This is a genomic window from Mycobacterium sp. ITM-2016-00318 (assembly GCF_002968285.2).
Lineage (GTDB): Bacteria > Actinomycetota > Actinomycetes > Mycobacteriales > Mycobacteriaceae > Mycobacterium.
In genome coordinates, this window is sequence record NZ_CP134400.1 from 5,084,537 (window position 1) to 5,107,807 (window position 23,271).

23 protein-coding genes, 1 tRNA gene and 1 pseudogene are annotated in these 23,271 nt (G+C 64.6%); 7 read left to right on the top strand and 18 right to left on the bottom strand.

Annotated features, from left to right (window positions below):
- Nucleotides 1-7: 7 nt before the first annotated feature.
- The 4 genes from C6A82_RS25090 to C6A82_RS25105 are packed head-to-tail and all read right to left on the bottom strand — an operon-like array spanning nucleotide 8 to nucleotide 4,895.
- The gene (locus C6A82_RS25090) at nucleotides 8-763 is read right to left on the bottom strand and encodes a prolipoprotein diacylglyceryl transferase (RefSeq protein WP_158261595.1); all 756 of its coding nucleotides are present in this window, start codon (nucleotides 761-763) and stop codon (nucleotides 8-10) included.
- A 34-nt stretch (nucleotides 764-797) separates the two neighbouring features.
- Nucleotides 798-1,196 carry a signal peptidase II gene (locus tag C6A82_RS25095; protein ID WP_158261596.1) on the bottom strand — a complete coding sequence of 133 codons (399 nt, stop codon included), beginning with the start codon at nucleotides 1,194-1,196 and terminating at the stop codon, nucleotides 798-800.
- Nucleotides 1,193-3,838, bottom strand: a complete 2,646-nt coding sequence (locus C6A82_RS25100; protein ID WP_105342531.1) for a TlpA family protein disulfide reductase — start codon at nucleotides 3,836-3,838, stop codon at nucleotides 1,193-1,195. Before C6A82_RS25100 ends, C6A82_RS25095 begins: the two co-directional genes overlap by 4 nt.
- Nucleotides 3,839-3,860: 22 nt before the next feature.
- The gene (locus C6A82_RS25105) at nucleotides 3,861-4,895 is read right to left on the bottom strand and encodes a hypothetical protein (RefSeq protein WP_105342533.1); all 1,035 of its coding nucleotides are present in this window, start codon (nucleotides 4,893-4,895) and stop codon (nucleotides 3,861-3,863) included.
- A 379-nt stretch (nucleotides 4,896-5,274) separates the two neighbouring features.
- Here C6A82_RS25105 and C6A82_RS25110 point away from each other — a divergent pair, with 379 nt between their 5' ends.
- Together C6A82_RS25110 and C6A82_RS25115 are read left to right on the top strand one after the other, a co-directional pair.
- Nucleotides 5,275-6,018: a GAF and ANTAR domain-containing protein gene (locus C6A82_RS25110; protein ID WP_311101530.1), complete on the top strand. Its 744-nt coding sequence runs from the start codon at nucleotides 5,275-5,277 to the stop codon at nucleotides 6,016-6,018.
- 235 nt (nucleotides 6,019-6,253) lie between these two features.
- Nucleotides 6,254-8,437: an MMPL family transporter gene (locus C6A82_RS25115; RefSeq protein ID WP_311101932.1), complete on the top strand. Its 2,184-nt coding sequence runs from the start codon at nucleotides 6,254-6,256 to the stop codon at nucleotides 8,435-8,437.
- Between the two features lie 10 nt (nucleotides 8,438-8,447).
- On the opposite strand, the gene C6A82_RS25120 is transcribed toward C6A82_RS25115, so the two are convergent.
- The 6 genes from C6A82_RS25120 to C6A82_RS25145 form a co-directional block, all read right to left on the bottom strand.
- The gene (locus C6A82_RS25120) at nucleotides 8,448-9,584 is read right to left on the bottom strand and encodes an acyl-CoA dehydrogenase family protein (RefSeq protein ID WP_105342133.1); all 1,137 of its coding nucleotides are present in this window, start codon (nucleotides 9,582-9,584) and stop codon (nucleotides 8,448-8,450) included.
- A 50-nt stretch (nucleotides 9,585-9,634) separates the two neighbouring features.
- Nucleotides 9,635-10,582: an NAD-dependent epimerase/dehydratase family protein gene (locus tag C6A82_RS25125; protein WP_105342136.1), complete on the bottom strand. Its 948-nt coding sequence runs from the start codon at nucleotides 10,580-10,582 to the stop codon at nucleotides 9,635-9,637.
- Nucleotides 10,579-11,760: an aminotransferase class I/II-fold pyridoxal phosphate-dependent enzyme gene (locus tag C6A82_RS25130; protein WP_311101531.1), complete on the bottom strand. Its 1,182-nt coding sequence runs from the start codon at nucleotides 11,758-11,760 to the stop codon at nucleotides 10,579-10,581. Before C6A82_RS25130 ends, C6A82_RS25125 begins: the two co-directional genes overlap by 4 nt.
- Before the next feature lie 602 nt (nucleotides 11,761-12,362).
- A tRNA-Ser gene (locus tag C6A82_RS25135) sits at nucleotides 12,363-12,453 on the bottom strand.
- 29 nt (nucleotides 12,454-12,482) lie between these two features.
- Nucleotides 12,483-12,938 carry a nucleoside deaminase gene (locus C6A82_RS25140; protein ID WP_105341834.1) on the bottom strand — a complete coding sequence of 152 codons (456 nt, stop codon included), beginning with the start codon at nucleotides 12,936-12,938 and terminating at the stop codon, nucleotides 12,483-12,485.
- The gene (locus C6A82_RS25145) at nucleotides 12,935-13,450 is read right to left on the bottom strand and encodes a tRNA adenosine deaminase-associated protein (RefSeq protein WP_105341835.1); all 516 of its coding nucleotides are present in this window, start codon (nucleotides 13,448-13,450) and stop codon (nucleotides 12,935-12,937) included. Before C6A82_RS25145 ends, C6A82_RS25140 begins: the two co-directional genes overlap by 4 nt.
- A gap of 94 nt (nucleotides 13,451-13,544) precedes the next feature.
- Between C6A82_RS25145 and C6A82_RS25150 the strand changes: the two genes are divergently transcribed.
- Nucleotides 13,545-14,504, top strand: coding sequence for a prephenate dehydrogenase (locus tag C6A82_RS25150; RefSeq protein ID WP_105341837.1), 960 nt, complete (start codon nucleotides 13,545-13,547; stop codon nucleotides 14,502-14,504).
- On the opposite strand, the gene C6A82_RS25155 is transcribed toward C6A82_RS25150, so the two are convergent.
- The 5 genes from C6A82_RS25155 to C6A82_RS25175 all read right to left on the bottom strand — a co-directional run bounded on the left by C6A82_RS25155 (nucleotide 14,467) and on the right by C6A82_RS25175 (nucleotide 18,628).
- Entirely contained in the window at nucleotides 14,467-15,051 is a 585-nt protein-coding gene (locus C6A82_RS25155; RefSeq protein ID WP_105341839.1) for a putative glycolipid-binding domain-containing protein, read from the bottom strand. The two genes, C6A82_RS25150 and C6A82_RS25155, sit on opposite strands and share 38 nt — an antisense overlap.
- On the bottom strand, nucleotides 15,048-15,839 hold the full coding sequence (locus tag C6A82_RS25160; protein WP_105341848.1) for an ABC transporter permease: 792 nt from the start codon (nucleotides 15,837-15,839) through the stop codon (nucleotides 15,048-15,050). The genes C6A82_RS25155 and C6A82_RS25160 overlap by 4 nt, the downstream gene beginning before the upstream one ends.
- Nucleotides 15,836-16,513 carry an ABC transporter permease gene (locus tag C6A82_RS25165; RefSeq protein WP_105341845.1) on the bottom strand — a complete coding sequence of 226 codons (678 nt, stop codon included), beginning with the start codon at nucleotides 16,511-16,513 and terminating at the stop codon, nucleotides 15,836-15,838. The genes C6A82_RS25160 and C6A82_RS25165 overlap by 4 nt, the downstream gene beginning before the upstream one ends.
- Before the next feature lie 3 nt (nucleotides 16,514-16,516).
- Nucleotides 16,517-17,623 (bottom strand): ABC transporter ATP-binding protein, encoded by a 1,107-nt coding sequence (locus C6A82_RS25170; RefSeq protein WP_105341846.1) that lies wholly within the window; start codon nucleotides 17,621-17,623, stop codon nucleotides 16,517-16,519.
- A 63-nt stretch (nucleotides 17,624-17,686) separates the two neighbouring features.
- Nucleotides 17,687-18,628 (bottom strand): ABC transporter substrate-binding protein, encoded by a 942-nt coding sequence (locus tag C6A82_RS25175; RefSeq protein WP_105341315.1) that lies wholly within the window; start codon nucleotides 18,626-18,628, stop codon nucleotides 17,687-17,689.
- A gap of 141 nt (nucleotides 18,629-18,769) precedes the next feature.
- On the opposite strand from C6A82_RS25175, the gene C6A82_RS25180 reads away from it, so the two are divergent.
- Entirely contained in the window at nucleotides 18,770-19,162 is a 393-nt protein-coding gene (locus C6A82_RS25180; protein WP_105341316.1) for a lipopolysaccharide assembly LapA domain-containing protein, read from the top strand.
- 120 nt (nucleotides 19,163-19,282) lie between these two features.
- Nucleotides 19,283-19,932 (top strand): annotated as a pseudogene (locus tag C6A82_RS25185) (SDR family NAD(P)-dependent oxidoreductase).
- A gap of 11 nt (nucleotides 19,933-19,943) precedes the next feature.
- On the opposite strand, the gene C6A82_RS25190 reads toward C6A82_RS25185, so the two are convergent.
- Nucleotides 19,944-20,423, bottom strand: coding sequence for a MarR family winged helix-turn-helix transcriptional regulator (locus C6A82_RS25190; RefSeq protein WP_311101532.1), 480 nt, complete (start codon nucleotides 20,421-20,423; stop codon nucleotides 19,944-19,946).
- Nucleotides 20,424-20,473: 50 nt separating this feature from the next.
- Between C6A82_RS25190 and C6A82_RS25195 the strand changes: the two genes are divergently transcribed.
- On the top strand, nucleotides 20,474-20,845 hold the full coding sequence (locus C6A82_RS25195; protein WP_311101533.1) for a nuclear transport factor 2 family protein: 372 nt from the start codon (nucleotides 20,474-20,476) through the stop codon (nucleotides 20,843-20,845).
- On the opposite strand, the gene C6A82_RS25200 is transcribed toward C6A82_RS25195, so the two are convergent.
- Entirely contained in the window at nucleotides 20,842-21,870 is a 1,029-nt protein-coding gene (locus tag C6A82_RS25200; protein ID WP_105341238.1) for a phosphotransferase family protein, read from the bottom strand. The genes C6A82_RS25195 and C6A82_RS25200 overlap by 4 nt on opposite strands.
- Nucleotides 21,871-21,879: 9 nt before the next feature.
- The gene (locus C6A82_RS25205) at nucleotides 21,880-22,488 is read right to left on the bottom strand and encodes a histidine phosphatase family protein (protein WP_311101534.1); all 609 of its coding nucleotides are present in this window, start codon (nucleotides 22,486-22,488) and stop codon (nucleotides 21,880-21,882) included.
- 17 nt (nucleotides 22,489-22,505) lie between these two features.
- On the opposite strand from C6A82_RS25205, the gene C6A82_RS25210 reads away from it, so the two are divergent.
- Nucleotides 22,506-23,267, top strand: a complete 762-nt coding sequence (locus tag C6A82_RS25210) for an SDR family NAD(P)-dependent oxidoreductase (RefSeq protein WP_105342925.1) — start codon at nucleotides 22,506-22,508, stop codon at nucleotides 23,265-23,267.
- The last annotated feature ends 4 nt before the right edge of the window (nucleotides 23,268-23,271 follow it).

The window sequence follows — 23,271 nt, forward strand, 5'->3', positions numbered from 1 at the left end:
CCGTCCGTCACGTAGACAACAGGGCGATCAGTCCACCCGCGGCACCCACCACCAACACCGCAGCCACCAGCTGATTGACGCGCACGCGGCCACAGACGATGTCAGGTTCTTCGCGTAACGGCTCGAGAACGAACCGCCCGGCGCTGTACCAGGCTAGAACGGCCAGGGCGAGGCTCCCTGTCGGAAACTCTTTTGGCCACAGGCCGATATAGCCCGCCAATCCGAGCAGCCACCATGCCATCTCAAGAAACTGGACCGGGATCCGCCGCCTCATGACGCCCTTGGCGTCGTGCAGGAGGACACCGAACGGGGCGTCAGTCTCGCGGCCCACGCAGCAGCCGTTGAATACGCAGCCCAATCGAATACAGAAGCCACCGACGAGCACGCCGACGCCCATGTCATCGAACAATGCGCCGGCCGGAATGCCGAACAGCGCTGCTGCTGCGAATGACACCGGGACGAAGGTGAGCAGCGCACCGAAGACGCTCAAGCCGCCGGCAGCCCTGTCCCACAATGCACGTCGCGGGCCGGATGTGAAGTAGGCCTGAGCATGCACCAGCACGTGATATACCCGCGCTCCTATCACCCCAGCGAGCGCGGAAGCCATCGCCGCCGAACCGGCGCGCAGTGGCGACAGCCCGGACAGATCTGCCATCACAGCAGTCACCACGGTGCCGACGCAGATGCCGACGGCCAGAAACACTTTGTACGAGTTGACAGAATTCCCGGCGATCTCGAAGAAGCGGGGGAAGCCGAGCTGCACCGAAGGGGTGAGCGCGGGCGCGCTGGACTCACCGTCAGAGTTCAAGGACTGTCCTCAGCAGTTCGACCGCGATCCCGATCGCGCCGACCGTCAGTGCGATGTCGGCGATGTTGAAAGCCGGCCAGAAAGGCGGACGAATGTAGTCGGTCACGGAACCGCGCAGCGAGCCCTCGACGGCGTTACTTGCGGAGCCACCGAGCATGAGACCGACGAAAACACTCAGTGACGGCATCCACGCGGCGACGATGATCAGCGCAACAGCAGGTATCACCCATTGCCACAGCATGTGCGGGGTACTGACGCCGCCCCGGCCTATCCACAGCTGCCCCTCGACAACTCGTAGGCCGTCGGCGCGGCGAGCCAGAAGTTTGACCGCCTGATCGACTGCCAGCACCACAGTCGCGGTCTGGGCCAGTGCCGCCCAGCCGTTCACTCCGACGCCGCCGAGTCGGCACCCACTCCAGAAGCCTCGTGTTCGTGCGCCGTGCCCAATTGAATGTGGTCCACACGGCCGTCAGCGCCGATCTTGATCGTGGTGGGCCAGCACCGCACGCCATACCGCAGACCTATCTGCTGCCGGGAATCCTGCACAACCGGATACGACAGAGCGAGACGCTTGCGAACCACATCCAGTTGCTTTGCATCGGCGCCACCGTGAAACGCAACGATGAAGGGCGACGGACGACATTCATCGTGTAGCCGCTGCAGGCGCTGCAATTCCGCGATGCATGGCGCCGACCACGACTGCCAGAAGTTCAGCAGGACATCTCCGCCGCGCAGCCGGTGCAACGCGTATCCGCGTCCACCGTCGGTGAACGCGGCATCAGGCGCGGCCTCGCCCGGTGAGACGGCCAGACGTATCGGTGAGAAACCCGACGGGACAGTCGGAACCGCCAACTCGTCCAAGGCAGCGGCGACCGTTGCGGGATCGGGTTCACCCTCGTGCTTCCATACGAACTCGCGCCTGGCATTGAGCAGATACATCGACGGCGTAGTGGTGACCCCGAAGGTACGTGTCCAGCCGCCTTCGTCGTCCTCGGTGAGTTGTAGCGGGCCGGAGCTCTCGCCAGACAACCCGAGCCCATCTTCGACCTCGCGGCGAGACGCGTCGAAGGCACCGGCGGGCAAGACGACGACGGTCGCTACCGACGACGCGCGCTTCGTCCGACTCAACGCCTCCATCAGCGGACCAAGAGACCTAGCGCGGCCACCTGCGAAGTACACCAACGCATTTCGATGTCCCAAGCTGCTTCCCGGGGGGCTTTGCACGCCAACATGGCCGGCGATGGCCTGGCGCAAGGTGCCGCTTTCAACGAGCCCCGGGGTGAAGAACGGAATAGTCAGCGGACCCCACCACGACGGAATGTCAATCGCGACTTCCGGCTCTTGCACCCGGCAAGTCGTACCCCCCGCAACTCCTAACTCCTGCCCTGCCGACCCGATCAGGGTGCCTTCGAGTCGGAGGCAAATCCGACCGACATTCTTTACTCCCGCCGGCTTGGGAAGAATGAAGTCGTGCTCCTGTACCGACGTCTTTTCGACGCCCTGCAGAATGCTGCCGGTGTCGGGGTACTCCACCCACGTCCAGACGAACCGATCAATTCGCCCGGCTGGGATCCAGCTCTTGAAGGCAGTGAAAGCGGCGCCCCCATGGGTTTCGGCGACCTCGATCACCGGTGGACGACGCGGAGAAAGGCTGCCTATCTCACCCCGCACGATGACGCCGTTGCCGGTGATCTGGATGCTCGTGAATGACACAATCGCGCCGGGGTCGAACTCCCGCAATCCATTTCGAAGGTCGCTCCGTGCGTCCTGGAACACCCGTCTGATAGCGGTGCCGTTTCTGACGAGCGCCTCGTCCACCTCGCGCCTGACGATGTTGACCGCCCGATCGTGGGGGATGAACCACGACTCGTCCACATCGGGGTCGCCTGCACGCCTGACGCTGATCGCCTGGGTCTGCGGGTCCACGTCGAGCGTGATCAGCTGTGTGAACTGGACCCACCCGTTTGGCGCCCACGAAGTGGAGGTTCTCGCGTCGACGCGCCCCGAGATCTGTATCCCGCCATTGGTCAACGTCAGGAACGGGCCCCCGTTGCCGAAGCTCAGGTCGTACTTCACTGTGGCCGAGCCCAGCCCGTAATCGATGGTGAAGCTGGGATGCACTGCTGCGACCGACTGCCGGATCGCGTTGAGGTCGATGAGGCTGGTGACGTGCGATTTGCTGATTCCTACACCGAATCCACTTGAGCCGATGAACGATTGCGTGACGCCTTGAAGGCCGGTGGGAGGTGGCATTCCGCCTGACAGTTGGAACGGTAGCGCGATGACCTGGTTCGAGCCGGAGCCAATGCCTTTGAAGGAGGTGAACGCGAAGTCGTCTGGCAGGTCGACGGGAAGCAGGGTGAGACCGCGGATGAACTTGCGCACCTGTACGGCAATCCTGCTCTCGTCGACCGCCGTCAACCCGCTTCCCGGCGCGGCCACGAACTGAATCTTGGTGTCCTGCGCGGACGGCTCGATGAACAGCCGGCTTCCCTGCGAGCCAGGGACATTGGTGACGTCGAAGGTGGTGTGCACTTGGCCGTGGACCGATGCGGGCAGTGCGGTCGTGCCCGGATCCGGGTAGTACCGCGCCCTGATACTCGCGTGAATGGTGACCTCGGACGATGAGCCGTTCGGCACGGAGATCGTCACGTTTGACACCTGCAGCCTGACGAGGCCGCGCACGACGTCGGGATCGTCAGGCAGCTCGACCTCCCAGTTGTCGAATTCGTCGAACGCTTCGGAGAGCAGCTTCGCGGTGCCGGGAGGTGAGGTGGCAATCAGCTGATCACGAAGGTCATCAAGCCCAAGGCCGGAGCCGGCGCGCTGCTGGGCGATCACCCATTCGCCGAATGGACCTACTTCAGGCTCTCGGCGCGGAGGATCGCCGATGCGCGCACTCGTGCTGTGCAGAAGCTTGAGCGCGGCGTCCTGATCGGCATTCTGGTGGAGCGCACCCAAGAGTCCGTTGAGTTGGCGTACGGCGATCTGCACAACCGCCTCGCAGTCGCCGGTGAGGGGATTGGACATGGCTCTCCGACTTCCTCTAGGGCTACGTGACGGGTGTTAGTCGGACAGCCAGACCGGCGTAGTCGACACCGCTGGCCCGGGTGGCGGTGAAGGAGATGGCCGCGGCTCCAGGCGCATCGCCGATCAACATGCCGTTGGTGCTGGTGAATCGGAGCGTCTGGTTGTAGGCGGTGATCGGTCCCGATGCCGTGGCGAACATCTGCACGACCATTTCTTTCATGGCTGAGTTGACCGGCTGCGTCATCGTGGTACCCGCCTCTGTGCCGAACACCGGAGGCGCGGGTACGAAAGCGGACACCTGGGCGTAGGAGACGGAGCATGCCTCGAAACTCAGGTTCGATGCAGTTCGATCCACGGTGACCGATACCGTCTGCGCGCCTGTTGGCGGATTACGAAAGCCGAAGAATTCTTCGTATACGCCGCTGATCGCGTTTACCGCTTCGTCGTTTAGCCCACGGGCGCCGAGCGATTGCATCGCACCTGCACCGTAAGTGACTGTGCGGGTTGGCGTTCCAATACCGCCAGTCTGGGACCACCGCACTCCCACGACAACAGCCGCTGCGTTGCCCGACGCGGTGTGAGACCAGGTTGTGCTGGCGTTACCGATACCGGAGTCGGTATGGCCGCCGCTGACGGTATCGAAGGTCACGGAAGGCGCGACGACGACGACGGCGGGGGTTTCGACTGGGACGATCGGCGACCAAGGGCCTCGTTGACCGTCACCGTAGATCTCGCGAACTTGATACTCGTAGACCGAGTCCGCACTCGGCCCGCCGTCGATGGTGTTCTGCGGCAGCCTGTCGACGACAAAAAGATGTGGGAGCTCAGCCGATTGGCCCGCTTTCGGCTTCTTGTCACGCTGAAACTCGATCTGCGCTGAGTAGCCGCCAGTCCACGCCAATTTGACGGTGTAGGGGCCCGTGGCGGTGGCGCTGGTGATGACGAGCGGCGAATAGCTGCTTTGCGCCTCGAAACCACAGCCGGCGAAACCCAACAGCAACACGACCGGCAGGACGACTGCAGGCACAAGTATTAGCAGAAGCAACCACTCGATCATGGTGAATCGAGCATACGCTGCAGAAACGTCCCGCCCGTGGCCGTTCGACACGAAGTTTTATTCGACTGCAGCGTCCCGGGTGGCAATGGCAAGATACGCGGCTGGTCGGCGGGCGGTGATGGCGTGGCGGAGGGATTTGCAGACTACCTCGCCAGAGCGACGAACCCGGTCTGCAACTGCCCGAACACTTCTCACATCAACGCGGCCATCGGCAAATCATGCTCGACAGCACACTCAGTTGGCCCCCCTAGGTGGCGGGGCCAACTTTGGTTGGCCTTGACAGTCAAGGGCATTCGCCGATGCCAACCCAGGTTCTGGGATACAGTGAACTCAGTGTGCCCGTAGCAGCGGTTATCGCATGCTCTGAAGGGCAAGACCCATGAGTACCGACCTGTTGGCCCCCTTGGCCAGGCTGATATCTACCGCCGAGGCGATCGAGGAACTTCGAGACCTCTTCGCCGCCGAGGAGCCGTTAGACGACATCGCCGCACGGGTCGCAAAGACGGCACTTGCCGCCATCCCGAATGCGGACGCCGTGAGTATCACTGCGCTGTCGTGGCCAGATACTCGTACTGCGGCCTCCACACACGAGTGTGCGCTGGAACTCGATCACCATCAGTACGCGTCAGGCCGTGGGCCGTGTCTGGAAGCCACGTGGCGACGCACGCCGGTGCGCGCTGCAATCGGCGAAGACCTCCAACGGTGGCCGGAGTTCGTTGAAGCCGCGCGGCGCATGGGCATCCGAGCGAGTTTGTCGGTGCCGCTGCTCGTCGGCACCCTGGATGAGAAGCAGGAACTTCTGGGGTCGCTCAACATCTACAGCAAGACCGCATCCGCGTTCGACCCGTTCGACGCACAACTCATGCGCCTCTACACCGCGGCTGCCGGTCAAGCGATCAGCAACGCCGGCCGGTGGCAGGACTCCCGGGAGACTGTCACCCAGCTTGAGAAGGCGCTCCTCTCCCGTTCAGACATCGACATGGCTAAAGGAGCTTTGATCGCGCTGCACGGCTGCGACCCCGGTGAGGCGTTCGCCAGACTGGTCGAAGAATCTCAGCGACGAAACATCAAAGTGCGCGACCTCGCTGTCGAGATGCTCGACCGCCTGCAAGCAACTGCTTAAACCGCGCTCTTAGGCGTCGATATCGGTTGTCGACCCGGCCACCGAACCGCAGGAGATCACCAATGCCTCCGCGTCGGTGCGATCCTGGTGGACTGCCGCGCAAGAGGCTTGCGGCGAAGTCAGCCCCCGCAGAACTGATTCCGATGCTTCGGAGGCGCGGCGGCGACAGGCGGAGGGCGGTGAAGAACGGCGATTTGCCTGCGGCCGGCCCGATACCATGCGCGGTGTGCTGACAATGATCTCCCGCGTAGTCATCGCAGCCCCCAAGCGAGTGCTCCTTACGGTCGCGCTGTTGACCATCGCGGCGGCGGTGTTCGGGGGAGGCGTTGCCGAACACCTCGGCGCTGCGGGCTTTCAGGACCCGAACTCGAAGTCGGCACGGGGAATGGAAGTCCTCACCGAGAAGTTCGGCCAAGGCGACATGGACGTCACGTTCGTAGTCCGGAGTTCTGGTGACGTACTCGATCCGGCAGCGGCACGGGCCGGCCGCAGACTCGTCGAGGACATAAAGAGCGCCCCCCACGTCAGCGGAGTGGTGTCGCCGTGGGACGACTCGGCGCGGAGTGCGGGCTTGATCAGCCAGGACGGCAAAACCGCGGTCGTCATCGCGCAGATCACGGGCGGAGAGAACAACGCGCCGAAGTACGGAAAGGCGGTAGCCGACCAGGTCAGTGGTGAGCGCGACGGCCTGACCGTGCTGGCCGGGGGCACGGCGATGGTCACCTCCGAGATCAACGAGCAGTCCGAGAAGGACCTGCTGGTTGCCGAACTCATCGCCCTGCCGTTGACGCTCATCGTCCTCATCTGGGTGTTCGGTGGGCTGTTCGCCGCCCTGCTACCGCTGCTGGTCGGGATCATGGCCATCGCAGGGACGCTCGGAATGCTGCGCGGAATAACCCTTTTCGCCGATGTATCCATCTTCGCGCTCGACCTCACCACCGCCATGGGCTTGGCTCTCGCGATCGACTACACATTGCTGCTCGTCAGCAGGTACCGCGAGGAGTACCTGCTCATCGGAGATCGAGACGAGGCCCTGCGACGGGCAGTGGCCAAGGCAGGGCGCACGATTCTCTTCTCGGCGTGCACGGTGTTCCTCGCGGTGGGTGCACTCGCGGTGTTCCCGATGTACTTCCTGCGTTCGATGGCGTATGCGGGTTGCGGGGTGGTGGCCCTGGCCGGTCTCTACGCCATCGTCGTAGCCCCGGCGGTGATCAAGCTCCTCGGCGACCGAATCGAATCGCTCAACTTCCGTACCTTGCTCCGCCGAGCACCCAGGGACCCGGACATCAGGCGGAGTTTCCTGTACTCCACGGCCTCCTTCGCGATGCGCCATGCGATTCCGTGCGCGATGGCGGTCGTGGCCCTGCTGCTGATACTCGGGGCTCCGTTCCTCAGCGCGCGCTTCGGCCTCCCGGATGATCGCGTGCTGCCCACGAGCGCCGAGTCACGACAGGTGGGCGACACTCTCCGTACGGAGTTCCCCGGCAACACGGCGATGGCGACGTCGATCGTGATTCCGGATGCGAACAGTCTGAGCGACGACGACGTAGCCGATTACGCCGCCGCGCTCTCGAACGTTCCGGGGACGGTGGCGGTTTCGGCCCCGGGTGGTTCGTACGTCGACGGCCGCGCAGTCGGTCCTCCGCTGTTGCCGACTGCGGCGAAGGACGGGAGCCTGTGGCTCTCTGTGGCGATCGAAGACCCGTCGTCCGATTCGAAGTCCCGGGAGGAGCTCGATCGACTGCGCGCGGTTCCCGTGCCGCACGGCGCCGAGGCCCTGTTCACCGGCGCCAACGAGCTCAACCAGGACTCGGTCGACGAGATCGTTCGCCTGCTGCCCGTCGTGCTCCTTCTCGTCGCCACGACCACGTTAATCCTGATCTTCCTGCTCACCGGCAGCTTGCTGCTTCCGGTGAAGGCGCTGTTCCTCAACACGTTGTCGCTGTCGGCCACGCTCGGTGCGCTGGTCTGGGTGTTTCAGGAAGGGCACCTGGGCGGACTCGGCACCACGGCGACCGGCACCCTGGTCGCGGATGTTCTGGTGTTTCTGTTCGCGACCGCATTCGGCCTGTCCATGGACTACGAGGTTTTCCTCTTGTCCCGGATCCGAGAACACTGGCTGGCGTCACCCCAGCGCAGCGAGGACAACGCCGAGGCGGTGGCGCTCGGCATCGCGGGCGCCGGTCGGGTCATCACTGCGGCCGCGCTGTTGATGGTGATCGTCTTCGCGGCGCTCAGCAGCGGCCAGGTCGCGTTCATGAGGATGATCGGCGTCGGCCTCGCGCTCGCCGTCGTAGTGGACGCGACGCTCGTGCGGATGGTGTTGGTGCCGGCAGTGATGAAGCTTGCAGGCAGGTGGAACTGGTGGGCTCCGCGCCCGCTCGCCAAGCTCCACGCGAAGCTCGGGCTCGAGGGTTGAGACGGCTGTTTTACTCGGCGGTGAGAGTGATCTCGCCACGCAGTTCGTGGTCGAATAGGAAAGTGCCGGACTCGCGCACCGTCGGCGGGTGGAACGAATAGGCCGAGATGCACGAGGACAGGTAGGCGATCTCGGGATCGGTGGCAAAGGCGACGCCACCCACCCGCGAGACGATTCGGGCCACGCTTGCCTGGAGCTGGTCGCGCAGACCGAGCCGGATCCACAACAGGTCCGCGAAGAGGGCGTCGCTCCGGTCGCCGGCGTCGTAACGCTCGGCGATCATCCGGAGCGCCCGCCATACTCCTTCGACCGGGGAGAACAGCTCGACGAAATCGGCCTCGTTGAAGCCGGAACGATCCGCGAGTTTGAGCGCGAGCCGGGTAGCAGCTCCGATGTAGCCGGCCGTGATGATCAAGCCGAACAGCACGTAGCCCGACTTCTCGTTGCGGCCGTCTGGATCCTCCACATCACTGACCATCATCAACTCGTTCGGCACGAAGACGTCTTGAAAGATCACCTCATTGGTTTGCGCCGCGGACAGCGGTGAGCTGGTCCAGAGCGGGGTCACACTGAGTCCGGGGCTGCCGTTCCAAATGAGCATGATTGCGCGCTGTTTGGTGTCATCGAGGAGCACGCTGGCCATGACGCAGTCCATACTCGCCGCCAGGCTGCACGGCTTCTTACGCCCGGTGACCGTATAGCCGCCGTCGGCCGGGGTGGCAGCCATCGTGGGACGGAAGACGCTGCCGGAAATGGTGCCCTCCGAGAAACCCGACGCAAAGACGGTGCGGTTTTCGATCAGCGACTTGATGAGGCCCACAGTCGCCTCATCCGTGGTCTTGGCGAAGTCGGCCAGGCCTGCGACGGAAAGGTAATGCATCGTGCTCGCGGCGGCGAGCGAGGGGCTCAAGTAACCGATACCGCGTTGCAGCTCAACTGTTTCCACACAGGTTGCCCCCAAACCGCCGAGGTCTTTCGGCGCGGTGAGCCGAGGACCGTCATGCTCCTTCCACAGTTCGACGACGCCGGTCGCCGGGTCTTCGGCGGCCATGAGCCCAAGGGCCTCCAGCCTGCCGCCGAGTTCGGGGAGGTGACGGCTGACTGCTGCCACGTAGGACAGTCGCGCTTCGAGTCGGCTGCGATCCATCAGAGTTTCCTTTGTCGGGTTGGATATGAATGAGGTTGGGAGCTCACGGGTTACGTAGCTACGGCGATATACCTCTGCAGAGCCTCAGCCGAACTCGTGGAAGGTCGCCAGTTCGTCGTGGATCGGAGCAGTCTCGAGTCGAGCAGCGGGTCGCCGAGCGTCACCCAGTGCCCCGAGAACGGCGCAAGGTGCAAGCGGAAAAGCAAATCTGCGCCGGTTTCCAAGAGGCGCAGTGGGCCAGAGATCAGTCGTGATCCGTTAATCGAGCTGATCTCCTCGACACTCGTTTGGTCCGCTGGGGCAATGTTGTAGATGCCCGTAAGCCCCTTCGTGAGGATGGTGGCGTAGGCGTCCACTAGGTCTGAGTCCCATAGAAATTGGTAATAGGACCGCGCCGGCTCGGGGTAGAGCACGAACTTCGCGAGAAAAGCGCGAAGACCGGAGTTGTCAAAGTGCTCGCCGACTATGTAACAGGGTCGCGCCACGGCCAGACTCATGTCTCCCTCGGCGGCGTTGGCCCAGTGCCAATTTGCCAGGTGTTCCAGAAGAGCCTTGTGATAAAAGTAATAGTTGTCGGGATTCTGGTCCCCGGCGGGATAGCTGTCCTCGGCCAACTGTTTGCCTGTACCGCAGGATGCCACGCCGAGAGCGTTTGCGCTCGACGTGAGGACGAGATGGCGGATACCCACCCGGCTCGCTTCATCGAGCAGCGTCCGTGTCGCCACCACGTTGACCTGGAAAGCCCGCCGTTTGTCCCTGGGCTCCTCGACGCAGTAGGCCAGATGGACCAGCGCGTCGTAGTCGGTGACCGATTCGAGGTCGAACCGGCCGCTCAAGTCGAGGAACGTTTCGCGCAGCTTCGGGTGTTGCCGGCCCGTCCGTCGGCGGCCGAGGACGGTGATTTCTGCGACGTCGTCGCTCAGCAGGGCCCAGCTGAGCACGGACCGTCCGAAATCGCCGGTCGCACCGGTGATGGCGAGGCGGAGCCCTCGCCTCATGCAGCTGCCAGGGCCCACGAGAGTTCTTTGGTGAGCACATCAGCGCACCAAAGGACCTCTTCTTGGCTCAGTTCGGAGGTCATGCAAACGCGCAGGATTGGCTTGCCCAAAGGCACCGCCGGGTAGATCGCCGGGGTGACGAAGATCCCCGCGTCCCTGAGTTTGTGCCAGCTCAGCGCGGTTCGCAGCTCGTCGAACAAACGAATGGGAATGATCGGGGACCAGTCGGGACTGAGTTCGTCTGGGCGGTAAAGGGCGACGTCGAGGGGCTCGAGCGCCTTGCGGATGAGGCGGGCATTGCGCTCGAGACGGCTCCGACGTTCTCGTCCCTCATCACCCTGGATGACCTCGATCGCGGCGGCAGCGGCCGCCACCGACCCCGGTGTTCCGGACGTGCTGAACCAAAAGGACCGAGCGCTGAGCCGGATCTCGTCGATGATGTCCTGCGAAGCAGCGACGAATCCGCCCAACCCGCCAATGGCTTTTGACAGCGAGCCCATCAGGATGTCGATCTCCTGTGCGACCCCGTTCCGTTCCGTCAGACCAGCCCCGGTGGGCCCGAACACCCCGATACCGTGCGCTTCGTCAACCATCAGCAGTGCGCCTGCGTCTTTGCAGACAGCGACGATCTGTTCGAGCGGGGCAGTGGAACCTTCCATCGAGTACAGCGAGTCGACGAGAACCAAGATCCGCCGGAACTGCGTCCCAGCGTGGCTGCGCAGCGCCGCAGCCAGGGCCGCGGCGTCATTGTGGGCGAATTTGGTTTCGACAGCTTGACTTAGACGCACCCCGTCACGAATCGAAGCGTGTACATAGGAGTCCACGACGGCGAGGCAGTCCGGACCGAGGAGTCCCTGGATGGTGCCGACGTTGGTCTGATAACCCGTGGTGAACACGACAGCCCCCTCGCAGCCAAGCCATTTCGCAATCTGCTGTTCGAGCGCTACATGCAAGCTGTAAGTGCCGTTGAGTAGACGACTACCCGTAGTGCCGGCTCCGAAGTCTTCCGTCGCCTTGACCGATGCGGCGATGACGTTGGGATGCTTCGACAGGCCGATGTAGGAGTTCGAACCGAGCAGCACGCACTCCCGACCTGCGACGCTTACCGTCGGTGGGGTGACAGCGTCGATCTGCTGGAAGAACGGCAGTTGCCCGATGGCCGCGAAGTGACGAACCATGGCGATCCGTTGGCCGACGTCTGTGGCGATGTCACCGGTTTCGGAGTACTGCGTCCCGTCGTCATGCATGTGCTGTACCTCGTCGTTTCGGCGACAGACGCTGGGCGCCCGGCGGCTAACTGCGCGAGCAAGGCCTCTCGTTGACGAGCGGCTGTTCAACCAGACCCCGGCTTAGGCCCTGCTTATGAGCGACACCCCCCGGCAAATAAAGCCTACCTATGTGCGGTATTCGTGCCCCTGAAAAACGGTCGCAAATCTCACTCGCCGGCTCATCGTTCACGCTCTTGACGTCGTCGAACAGGGTCAGAATTGACGTCAGAAAATGGTAAGCGGTCCCCGCGAAATTCCTGTCGGCGTCGTCTAACAACTGACTCCGAATTTTGACCCCTCCGTCCGAGTCTCGGCTTACGAGCCGAGAGGAGAAGGGGGCCAGATTGAACATCTCAGCTCAGCGCTGCGACGTCCTTGTCATTGAACACGTACATGTTGCTTGAATCCGCGTGGAGGATCCACGTCTCGACATCCATCTTGCGCGCGTACGGCGTTCTCTCAGGGATTCTCACTGATGCTAGATCTCGGCTGCACATATGGCAGAAGAAAGATGGCGGTGGCGGAGGGATTTGAACCCTCGGACGGGGGTTACCCGTCACACGCTTTCGAGGCGTGCTCCTTAGGCCGCTCGGACACGCCACCGTGTGGCAGCGTACCGAACAACGAAGGGTCTATTCCAATCGCTGCCGCGCGAAGAACGCCTCGAGCGGCGCAGCACACTCGTCGGCCAGCACCCCGCCGACCACCGCGGGCCGATGCGTCAGCCTGCGGTCGCGCACCACATCCCACAACGAGCCCACCGCTCCGGTCTTCGGCTCCCACGCGCCGAAGACGAGCCGGGACACCCGCGCCATCACCAGCGCGCCCGCGCACATCGTGCACGGTTCGACGGTCACCGCCAGCGTGGTGCCCTCGAGACGCCAACCATCGCCCAGCACTGACGCGGCCGCCCGCATGGCCAGGATCTCGGCGTGCGCCGTCGGATCCCCGAGCGACTCCCGCGCGTTGGCAGCCCGGCCCAACTCCGTACCGTCGGGCCCGAAAACCACCGCGCCGATCGGTACATCGAGTGGCCCCGCGTCGCATGCGGCGGCAAGGGCAGCGCGGATGAGGTCTTCGTCGGTCACCGATCGAGGCGGTCGAGCACCGCCGACAACTCCTCGGCGAAGCCCATCTCCCTGGCGATCCGGCCGATCTGCTCGTCGGCGTACAGGTCGTACTCACCGATGATCACGCCGAGCACGGCCTCGGGCAGGCCGATGTCCGACAGCAATCCCAGATCGCCCTCTTCGAAGGGGTCGGCGTCCTCGAGTTCATCCGGCTCGATGTCGTTGTCGAGTTTCTCCAGCACTTCGGCGGCGATGTCGTAGTCCAACGCCGCGGTCGCATCCGACAACAGCAGCCGGGCACCCGCAGGCGCGGGCCGCACGATCACGAAGAATTCGTCGTCGACGTCCAGCAGCCCGAAAACAGCGCCTGCACTGCGCAGCTCACGCAGCTCGGTCTCCGCGGCCGCCAAACTGGTCAACGCATTGGAACGCATCGGCGAGCAGCGCCACTTGCCGTCCTCGCGGACAACGGCCACGCCGAAGCCGTCCGGCGCATCGGCGTCCCGCGCGGGTGCCCGCTGTGGTCCCATGGGCGCTTACGCTAGTCCCCGACCAGGGCATTTGACCAGCGATCCACACCAGCCGCGCGTTCGGTGAGCACGATCATGTGACACCCTTGAAGCCGTGACGAAACCGCCCGTCTGCGTGTTGGGTCTCGGCCTGATCGGCGGCTCGGTGATGCGCGCGGCGGCCGACGCGGGCCGCGAAGTGTTCGGGTACAACCGGTCGGTCGAAGGCGTCCAGGCGGCCGAGGCAGACGGCTTCGACGCGACCCCGAACATCGATGAGGCGCTCAAGCGAGCGGCGAACGCGAAAGCCTTGATCGTCGTGTCCGTGCCCGTGCCCGCGCTGCCGATCGTGCTCGAGCACATCCGCGACCACGCTGCCGACGTCCCGCTGACCGACGTCACGAGCGTCAAGGCTGCCGTGCTCGACCAGGTGAAGTCGTTCGGGCTGCAGGACACCTTCGTCGGCGGCCATCCGATGGCGGGTACCGCGCACTCGGGCTGGGCGGCGGGCGACGCGAAGCTGTTCGGCGGCGCGCCGTGGGTGCTCAGCGTCGACGATCACGTCGACCCCGGGGTCTGGGCCATGGTCATGCACTTGGCGCTGGACTGCGGCGCCGTCGTGGTGCCCGCAAGATCACACGAACACGACGCCGCCGCGGCCGCGATATCGCATCTGCCCCACCTGCTCGCCGAGTCGCTCGCCGCCACCGCCGCCGAAGTGCCCCTGGCCTTCGCGCTGGCCGCCGGTTCCTTCCGCGACGGCACCCGGGTTGCCGCGACGGCGCCGGATCTGGTGAGGGCGATGTGCGAAGCCAACGCCGAGCAGTTGCTGCCCGCCCTCGATCGCTCCATCGACCTGCTGAAAAATGCACGCAATTCGCTGGCCACCCAGGGTTCGGTCGCCGACCTCGTGAAGGAAGGTCACGCCGCGCGAATGCGGTTCTCCGGCTACCGCCGGTCTCAGATAGTCACCATCGCCGTCGGCCAGGACGGCTGGCGCGATGAACTCGCCACCGCGGGCCGCGCCGGCGGGGTGATCAAATCCGCTCTGCCAGTCCTGGATAGTCCAGGATGAAGCCGTCGGAGTCGACGGTCACCGTCGTGTCGGCCACCGGCGAATGCAGCTTGATGCCGTCGGAGGCACTGCTGTAGCTGATCGTCACCGGGCTGACCGCGAGGTCGGGCAGCGACACGTAGACCACCGGCACCGACATCGAGTCGCTGCGCTGATGCAGCCCGGTGCGCCGGATCGGCAACGTGTTGAAGAGCGGACTGAAGATCACATCCACGTCGAGCGCGCCGTCGTACGCGGCGCGGACGGTCTGGCCGGAGTGGTCCTGCACAAGCCACATGTTCTCTTCGTCGCGGGCGATCGACAGCTGCCGTTCACGCTCGGCCATGGTGACCGTCATCGAGAGCCGCTTGGTCGCCCCGGACTCGTCGGTGACGAGATCGTAGGACGCGGAGAAGGGCGGGTGCGTAGAGGTCGCCGCCGCCACCATCCGGCCGTATGCCTTGATCCGGTTGTTGGACAACTGCACCCGAGCGGATTCCATTCGCGGCACGTCGTGTGCGCGCCACGTCAGGATCGCCGGCCAGGCTGCGGGCTGTTCTGCACTCACCCATCTACCGTAGGCGAAGGACCGCCTCGTTCGTAGCCCGCTGAGAAACTGCACTTCGTCCGGTTCTCTGCGGGTACCCGTGACTCCAACGCCACTTCGTCATCCAGCAACGGCGTTGGCATTCGGCGTAACCGTCCGCTGCCCGGCACCGACGCCCACACCGCGAGCGCCATGAGGCCGTCGAGGATGAGCGCGAGCGCGGTCACCATCAGCGCGCCCACCAGCGCGAGGTAGAACTCGCGGACCTTGATGCCGTCGATCAGATAGCGACCAAGACCACCGAGGCTGGCGTACGCGGCAACGGTCGCGGTCGCGACGATCTGCAGCGTCGCGGTGCGCAGACCGCTGACGATCAGCGGCATCGCGTTGGGCACCTCGACGCGCAGCAGTACCCGGCGCTCGGTCATGCCCATCGATCTGGCCGCGTCCACCACCGCCCTGTCGACGTTGGCGATTCCGGAGTACGTGCCTGCCAGCAGCGGCGGAATGCCGAGAAGCATCAACGCGACCGTGGGCGGTATCAGCCCGAGGCCCCACAGCAGCACGCCGAGCAGCAGCACACCGAGCGTGGGCAGCGCACGCAACGCGTTCACGCCGGTGACGACGAGGAACGTGCCGCGCCCGGTATGGCCGATCAGCATGCCGAGCGGAATGGCGATCAGTGCCGAGAAGAAGACGGCGACCACCGTGTACTGAAGGTGCTCGAGGATTCGCGCGGTCAGACCTGCAGGGCCGCCCCAGTTCGCCGCGGTGAAGATGTAGGACAGCGCCTCGTTGAGGAAGTTCATGCGGCCACCCCCGCTTTCGGCTTGGCCGCCTTCGGCGTGCCGGTCGCCCTTGTCCACGGGGTGAGGGCCTTGCCCGCGAGCATGATCAAGGTGTCGATCACGAGAGCCAAAACGAAGATCGCGATGATGCCCGCGACGATCTGGTCACTCTTGTTGGCCTGATAGCCCTCGGTGAACCACGTTCCGAGACCACCGACGCCGATCACCGAGCCGACCGACACCATCGAGATGTTGGTGACGGCGACCACGCGCAAGCTGGCGACGAGCACCGGAACAGCTAGCGGCAGTTCGATTTTTAGCATCCGGGTGAGCGGCTTGTAGCCGACGGCCGTCGCCGCATCAAGCACCGCGGGCGATACGGCGTCCAGTGCCTCCGGAACCGCGCGCACCAGCAGCGCGACGGTGTAGAGCGTCAACGCCACGATCACGTTGGACTCGTCGAGGATTTGGGTCGGGATGATCAGCGGCAGCACGACGAACAGCGCCAGCGACGGAATCGTGAAGATGATGCTCGCGGTGACGGTCGTCAGCCGCCGCAGCGCCGTCGTACGTTGCACGAACGCCCCCAACGGCACGGCGATCACAAGCCCGAGCACGATCGGGATGAGCGACAAGCGCAGATGGATCACCGTGAGCGTCCACAGGTCGTCCAGGTGGGTGAAGAGATAGCGCACCGGCTACCCCACCTCCGGGATGCGTCGCTGCTTGTCCAGGAGCTCCAAGACGTCGTCGGCCCGCACGCCGCCGAGCAGTTGACCGTCGTCGTCGACCGCCACCCCCAGTCCCGTCGGTGACGACAACGCGGCGTCCAGCGCCAACCGAAGCGTGCCGTCGGGCCGGAAGAATGATCCACCACCGACGGTGCTGTCGTAGAGCGAGCTGCCTCTGCGGTGCACGTCGACGCCGTCGGCGTTGATCCACGCGAACGGCTTGCCGTCCTTGGTGACAAGCGCCCACTCCTGCGGCCCGAGCGCGAGCGTGTCGACATCTCCCTCGGATACCGACCGGACGTCGTGCAGCGGCAAGCCCGATGCATGGAAGAACTGCAGGCCGCGGTATCCGCGATCGGCACCGACGAAGCTCGACACCAGTTCGTTGGCCGGGTTCGACAACACGAACTGCGGATCGGCGTACTGCTGCAGCACGCCGCCCCTGCCGAACACCGCGACCTTGTCACCGAGCTTGACCGCCTCCTCGATGTCATGGGTGACGAACACGATGGTCTTCCGGAGTTCGCTTTGCAGCCGCAGGATCTCGGTTTGCAGGTCCTCGCGCACGACCGGGTCGACGGCGCTGAAAGGCTCGTCCATCAGGAGGATCGGCGGATCTGCGGCCAGCGCCCTTGCGACTCCGACGCGCTGCTGCTGACCGCCCGACAGCTGAGCGGGATAACGGTTGCCCAGCTTGGGGTCGAGCCCGACGCGCTCCATCACCCCGAGCGCGGCATTGCGTGCGCTGCGCCGGGATTCGCCTCGCAGCACCGGGACGGTGGCGATGTTGTCGATCACGCGAAGATGCGGCATCAGTCCGGCGCTTTGGATCACGTAGCCGATACCCAGCCGCAGTTTGACCGGATCCACCTTGGTGACGTCCTCGCCGTCGACGGTCAAGGTGCCCGACGTCGGATCGATCATCCGGTTGATCATCCGCATCGACGTGGTCTTGCCGCAGCCGGACGGCCCGACGAACACGGTCAGCGTTCCTTCGGGCACCTCCAACGTCAGATCGTCGACTGCGACGGTGCCGTCCGGATACTTCTTGGTGACGTTCTCGAAGGTGATCAACTCAGTGCCTTCTGCTCTTCGCGCAAGCGTCCCCCGCAAGCGGGTGGTACCCCCACATCGGTCTCATTTCTGCAGGGGCTTCTCGAAGCCGTTGTCCTTGATCCACGTTTCCGCCGCCTCGTCGGGGTCGACGCCCTGATTGCCCTCCACCGCGGTATTCAGTTCGATCAGCGCCTCGGTGGTCAGTTTCGCGCTGACGGCGTCGAGCACCGTCTTCAGTTCGTTGGACATCTTCTGAGATGCCACCAGGGGCACGACGTTCGCGGCGAGGAACACGTTCTTCGGGTCCTCCAACACCACCAGGTTGTTCTGCTCGATGGACGGCGACGTGCTGAAGATGTTCGCCGTGGTGACGGTGTTACCGGTCAACGCCTTGACGGTCGCGGGCCCACCGCCGTCGCTGATCGCGATGAAGTTGGCGGGCGCGATGTTGAGGCCGTATTTGTCCTTGAGTCCGACCAGACCCGTCACACGCGTCTGGAACTCCGACGGCGCACCCACCTTCACCTCGGCGGAGTGCGTGGCGAGATCCGCTATCGACGTGAGGTTCAGCCGCTGTGCGGTGGCCTCCGTGACAGCGAGCGTGTCCTTGTCCTCGGCGGGTGACGGGTAGAGGATCGACAGATCGCCGGGCAGCGCCTTGAGCAGCCCCAGCAGCACCGCGTCGGGGGTGGTGGCGGTGGTCTCCTCGTCGAAGTACTGCAGCAGGTTGCCGGTGTACTCAGGGATCAGATCGATCGAATGATCCTGCACCGCAGGGATATACGTCTCCCGGCTGCCGATACCGAATTGACGGGTGACGGTGAAGTCGTTGGCCTCCAGTGCCTGCGCGTAGAGCTCGGCGATGATCTTCGACTCGGTGAAATCGGCCGAACCGACCTTGATCGATTTCAGATCGCCGGAGATCTCGCCGCCGCCCAGCGGGTTCGAACTGCCACACGCGGTTGCGATCACGGCGAACACGGCCGCGAGAACCGCCAGACAGCTCTTCGGTGTCTTCGACATACCGCTCGACATACCCAATGTCCTCTCGGCGCTTGGCTTGACCGGACCTTGTCGACAAGCGGGGCAACCCGCCGCGCTTTGCAATCACCGTGAAAATGACGGTTCGTTTGATTCGGACCGCGAAAGGGCAAAGATGGTCCCATGACCAGCGATCCGTCCGTGCCCGACCGGCCCCTTGGGGCGACGCCGCTGCCCGGCGAGCCGACCCCGCCGCCGCTGGCGGAAATACCGGAGGAAGGCCATGTCGCCACGCCTGGGGCCCGTCCGGCGAACGCGGTCCATTTCACCCGCGCGGCCGCGCTGTGGTCGGCGTTGATAGGCGGTTTCCTGATCCTGATCCTGCTGCTGGTGTTCATCATGCAGAACACCAACTCCATCACCATCAACTTCTTCGGATGGAACTGGAATCTCCCACTGGGTGTCGCGATCCTGCTGTCAGCGGTTGGCGGCGGCCTTCTGACCGTCGCGGTGGGTACCGTCCGCATCGTTCAGCTTCGTCGGGCCGCCAAAAAGAACTTGAAGACCCGCTTTTAGCGCAACCCGCAAAATCCACCGCGGGAATGCAACCCATGCCGCTTTGGTTGATGTGTCACGTAAATGCACTAGGCGTCGACTAGCGTGATAAATCACGTAAAGCTTGAGGAGGCGGACACCATGGGTGTCGTACAGGACAGAGTCGCATTGGTGACAGGCGGTACGTCGGGCATCGGGTTGGTGTCAGCACACCGCCTTGCCGAAGAGGGCGCGTGTGTCTTCATCACCGGGCGCAGCCAACAGCGCCTTGACGAGGCGGTCGCCCGAATCGGCTCGGCGGCAACGGGTGTGGTCAGCGATGTCAGTAACTTCGCCGACATCGATTCGGTCGTCGAGGCAATCCGCTCGCACGGGCGCGGGCTGGATGTGGTCTTCACCAATGCCGGGGGCGGAGAGTTCGGCTCCATCGCGGACATCACCGTCGAGAACTATCTCGACACATTCAACCGCAATGTCGGCGGCACGCTGTTCACCGTGCAGAAGGTGCTACCGCTGCTCAACCGCGGCGCTTCGATCATTTTGGCCGGATCTACAGCGGCGTCCGGGTGAACACCCTGGTTCCTGGACCGGTCGAAACTCCCGGGCTGGTGGGCCTGGCGCCGTCGGGCGGCGAATCGGAGTTGTTGGCGCAGATGGCTGCCGGGGTCGCCATGAAGCGGGTGGCGGACCCCGACGAGATCGCCTCGACCGTCGCCTTCCTCGCCTCCGACGCGAGCAGTTTCATGACGGGCAGCGAGCTGTTCGTCGACGGCGGCGAGGCGCAGGTATGACCGGGCCCGCGTCAGTCGGGCAGGGGCAGTGTGCCCTTGCGCAGGATCGTCTCGAAGACCTCACCGAGCAGGTCGGCGAGCTTGTCGGCCGAATCGTCGTCGAGGTCGGAGAAGAACAGTGTGCGCACCCACGCGACGTGTTTGGGCGCAGCCGCCTGCAGCAGCCGCCAGCCCTGCGGCGTGAGTTTGGCGTCGGTGGCGCGGCCGTCGGTCTTCGACGCGATCCGCTCGACAAGGTGCCTGGTCTCCATGCGACGAAGCTGATGCGACAGCCTGCTCCGTTCCCATCCGATCCGGGTGGCCAATCGGCTCGACTGCAATCGCCGGCCCGGCTCGCCCGACAGCGCGTTCATCACCGTGTAGTCGGCGAGCGAGACCCCGAAGTCAGCCTGAAGCTGCCGGTTCATCTCGTATTCGAGCCGGTGATAGACCTGCATGTAGTTGTGCCAGGTCCGCTGCTGGGTGGCGGATAGCCAGATGCGCTGGGCCATACCGCACATCATCACTGTTGGTTGACGTATCACGCAATGAGGAGAGCGCCATGACACAAACCATCCACCAGCTCATGCTGGGCAATCTGCTGGAGGTGTTCGACGAGCGTGACCCCGAGCGACGGCGGTCAGCGATCCAGCGGATCTACGCACCCGATGTCCGGTGGACCGACGACGATGGTGTCAATGTGGGACACGACGCGCTCGACACGAAGGCGGCCGCACTTCAGGGCGGCCTCGGGTCGCTTCGGTTCGTGGCGGACGGGCCCGTGCGTCAAACGACCGGCTTCGGTTATCTGGCCTGGCATCTGGTAGCCGACGGCGATCCGACGCCTCGGGTGTCCGGCTTCGACGTGGCGATCATCCGCGACGAGGTCATCGCCGAGCTGTACACCGTGCTGACGAAGCCGCCCACCGGCTAACGGTTGAGCGCGCGCAGGCCCTCGGCCATCAACGGGCCGACGGCCTTGTCGACTTCGTCTGTGTCGGCCGCCACGCCGCCGCCCTCCCTGGCCCGGAACGCGATACCCGCGGCGATGATCGCCACCTTGAAGTAGCCGAGCGCCATATAGAAGTCCCAGTTGTCCAAGGGTTGTTCGGCCGCAAGCGAATACCGGTTGGCCAGATCGTCGGCGTCCGGCATCTTGTCCGACGCCCACGCAGAACTCGCGTGGATCACGTTGAACAGCGGATGGCGATACACACACATCAGCGCCGCATCGCTGATCGGGTCGCCGAGGGTTGACATCTCCCAGTCCAGGACAGCAAGCACCTTGGTGGAGTCGTCGAAGTCGAGCATCGTGTTGTCGATGCGGTAGTCACCGTGCACGATCGAGGTCTTGCTCTGCGCGGGAAGGGCCTCGGCGAGAGCCGAGTGCAGCTGCCGGACGTCGGCGTCGAATGGGTCGTTGTCGCGCTTGACGAGTTCCCACTGCGAACCCCACCGCCGAACCTGGCGCTCGAGATAACCCGACGGCCTGCCGAAGTCGCCGAGCCCCACCGGCTGCGGGTCGACCGCGTGGAGGTCGGCGAGCACCTTGATCAACGCGTCCACGCAGTCGCTGATCGTGTCCTCGTCGCCGAGCGCCTCGAGCTCGTCGGCGTGCCGCACCACCCGGCCCGACACGAAGTCGACCATTTGAAACGGTGCACCGCTGACCGAGTCGTCGTTACGCATGGTGACCGCGCGCGCGACCGGCACGGGCGTGTCCTGCAGGGCCGCCACGACCCGGTACTCGCGCGCCATGTCGTGCGCCGACGGCGTCAGGCCGTGCAGCGGGGGTCTGCGGAGCACCCACGTCGACTCGTCGTCGGCCACCAGGAACGTCAGGTTCGACCGGCCGCCCGAGATCAGCTCGGCCCGCAGCTCGCCGCTGCGTGGAATGCCCACCTCCCTGAGGTGGCGGTCAAGCGCGGCGAGGTCGAGACCGTCAAGCGAAGTCGTCACCGGACTTTCCTACCACCGCTGATTTCTCGGGAGCAGGTCCCATACGTGTTCGGTGCCGTTGACCGATGCGACGTAGAGCCCTCCCCCGCGAGACGACAACAGCCGGGTGACGCCCGCATAGTCGACGTTGACGCAAAGAATCTTGTCCGTGCGCAGGATGGAATGCAGCAGTCCGTTGATCACTCCGCCGTGGCTGAACACCGCGACCGTGTCCTCGTGTTCGCCCGATGACGCGATATCTCGGATGCCGTCGTTGATGCGGGCCAGAAACGCGTCCTCATCGACGGTGCTCGGCAGATGACCGCTCGCCAGCCGCGCCAGTTCCTCGGGGTACTCGGCGGCGATCTGCTCGATGGGGATGTAGTGCGCGAGGTCGCGGTCGTACTCGGCGAGCCGGTCGTCGATGTCGATGTCGAGCCCCAGCGCGTCGGCCACCGGTTGTGCGGTCTGCACCGAGCGTCGCTGCGGGCTGCTCACCAGACGAGAGATCGGGAACCGCGCCAAAGCGTCGGGCAGCCGCTTGGCCTGCTCGATGCCGTCGCCGGAGAGGTCGGGGTCGGATCCCTCACCAGGCTCGCTGCGCCGCGGCAACGCATGCCGGATCAGTAGGACTTGCACCGTGACACCATAAGGCCATGAGTTACGCGGACGAACTGTTCGACCTCACCGACCGGGTGGTGCTGGTCACCGGTGGTAGCCGCGGTCTCGGCAGGGAGATGGCGTTCGCTGCAGCGCAATGCGGGGCCGACGTGATCATCGCCAGCCGCAACCTCGAGTCGTGCGAGGCCACCGCCGAGGAGATCGCGTCGGCCACCGGCCGCGCCGCGATGCCCTATCAGGTGCACGTCGGCCGATGGGATCAGCTCGACGGTCTCGTGGACGCCGCCTACGACCGGTTCGGCAAGGTCGACGTCCTCATCAACAACGCCGGAATGTCGCCGCTCTACGATTCTTTGGAATCGGTGTCGGAGAAATTGTTCGACTCCGTTGTCAACCTCAACCTCAAGGGCCCGTTCCGGTTGTCGACGCTCGTGGGCCTGCGCATGGTCGCCGACGGCGGCGGCTCCATCATCAACGTCAGCTCGAGCGGATCGCGGCGTCCGCAGCCGGCACAGCTGCCCTACTCGGCGGCCAAGGCGGGTTTGAATGCGCTCACCGAGGGCCTCGCGCTCGCCTTCGGCCCAACCGTGCGGGTGAACACCTTGATGCCTGGACCCTTTCTGACCGACGTCAGCAAGGCGTGGGACATTCCTGCGACGACGAAGGGTGCGCAGAACTTCGCGCTCAAGCGTCTTGGCAATCCCGCCGAGATCGTCGGTGCGGCATTGTTTTTGGCGTCGGACGCGTCGAGCTACACCAGCGGATCGATCATCCGGGCGGACGGCGGGATGCCGTGAACTC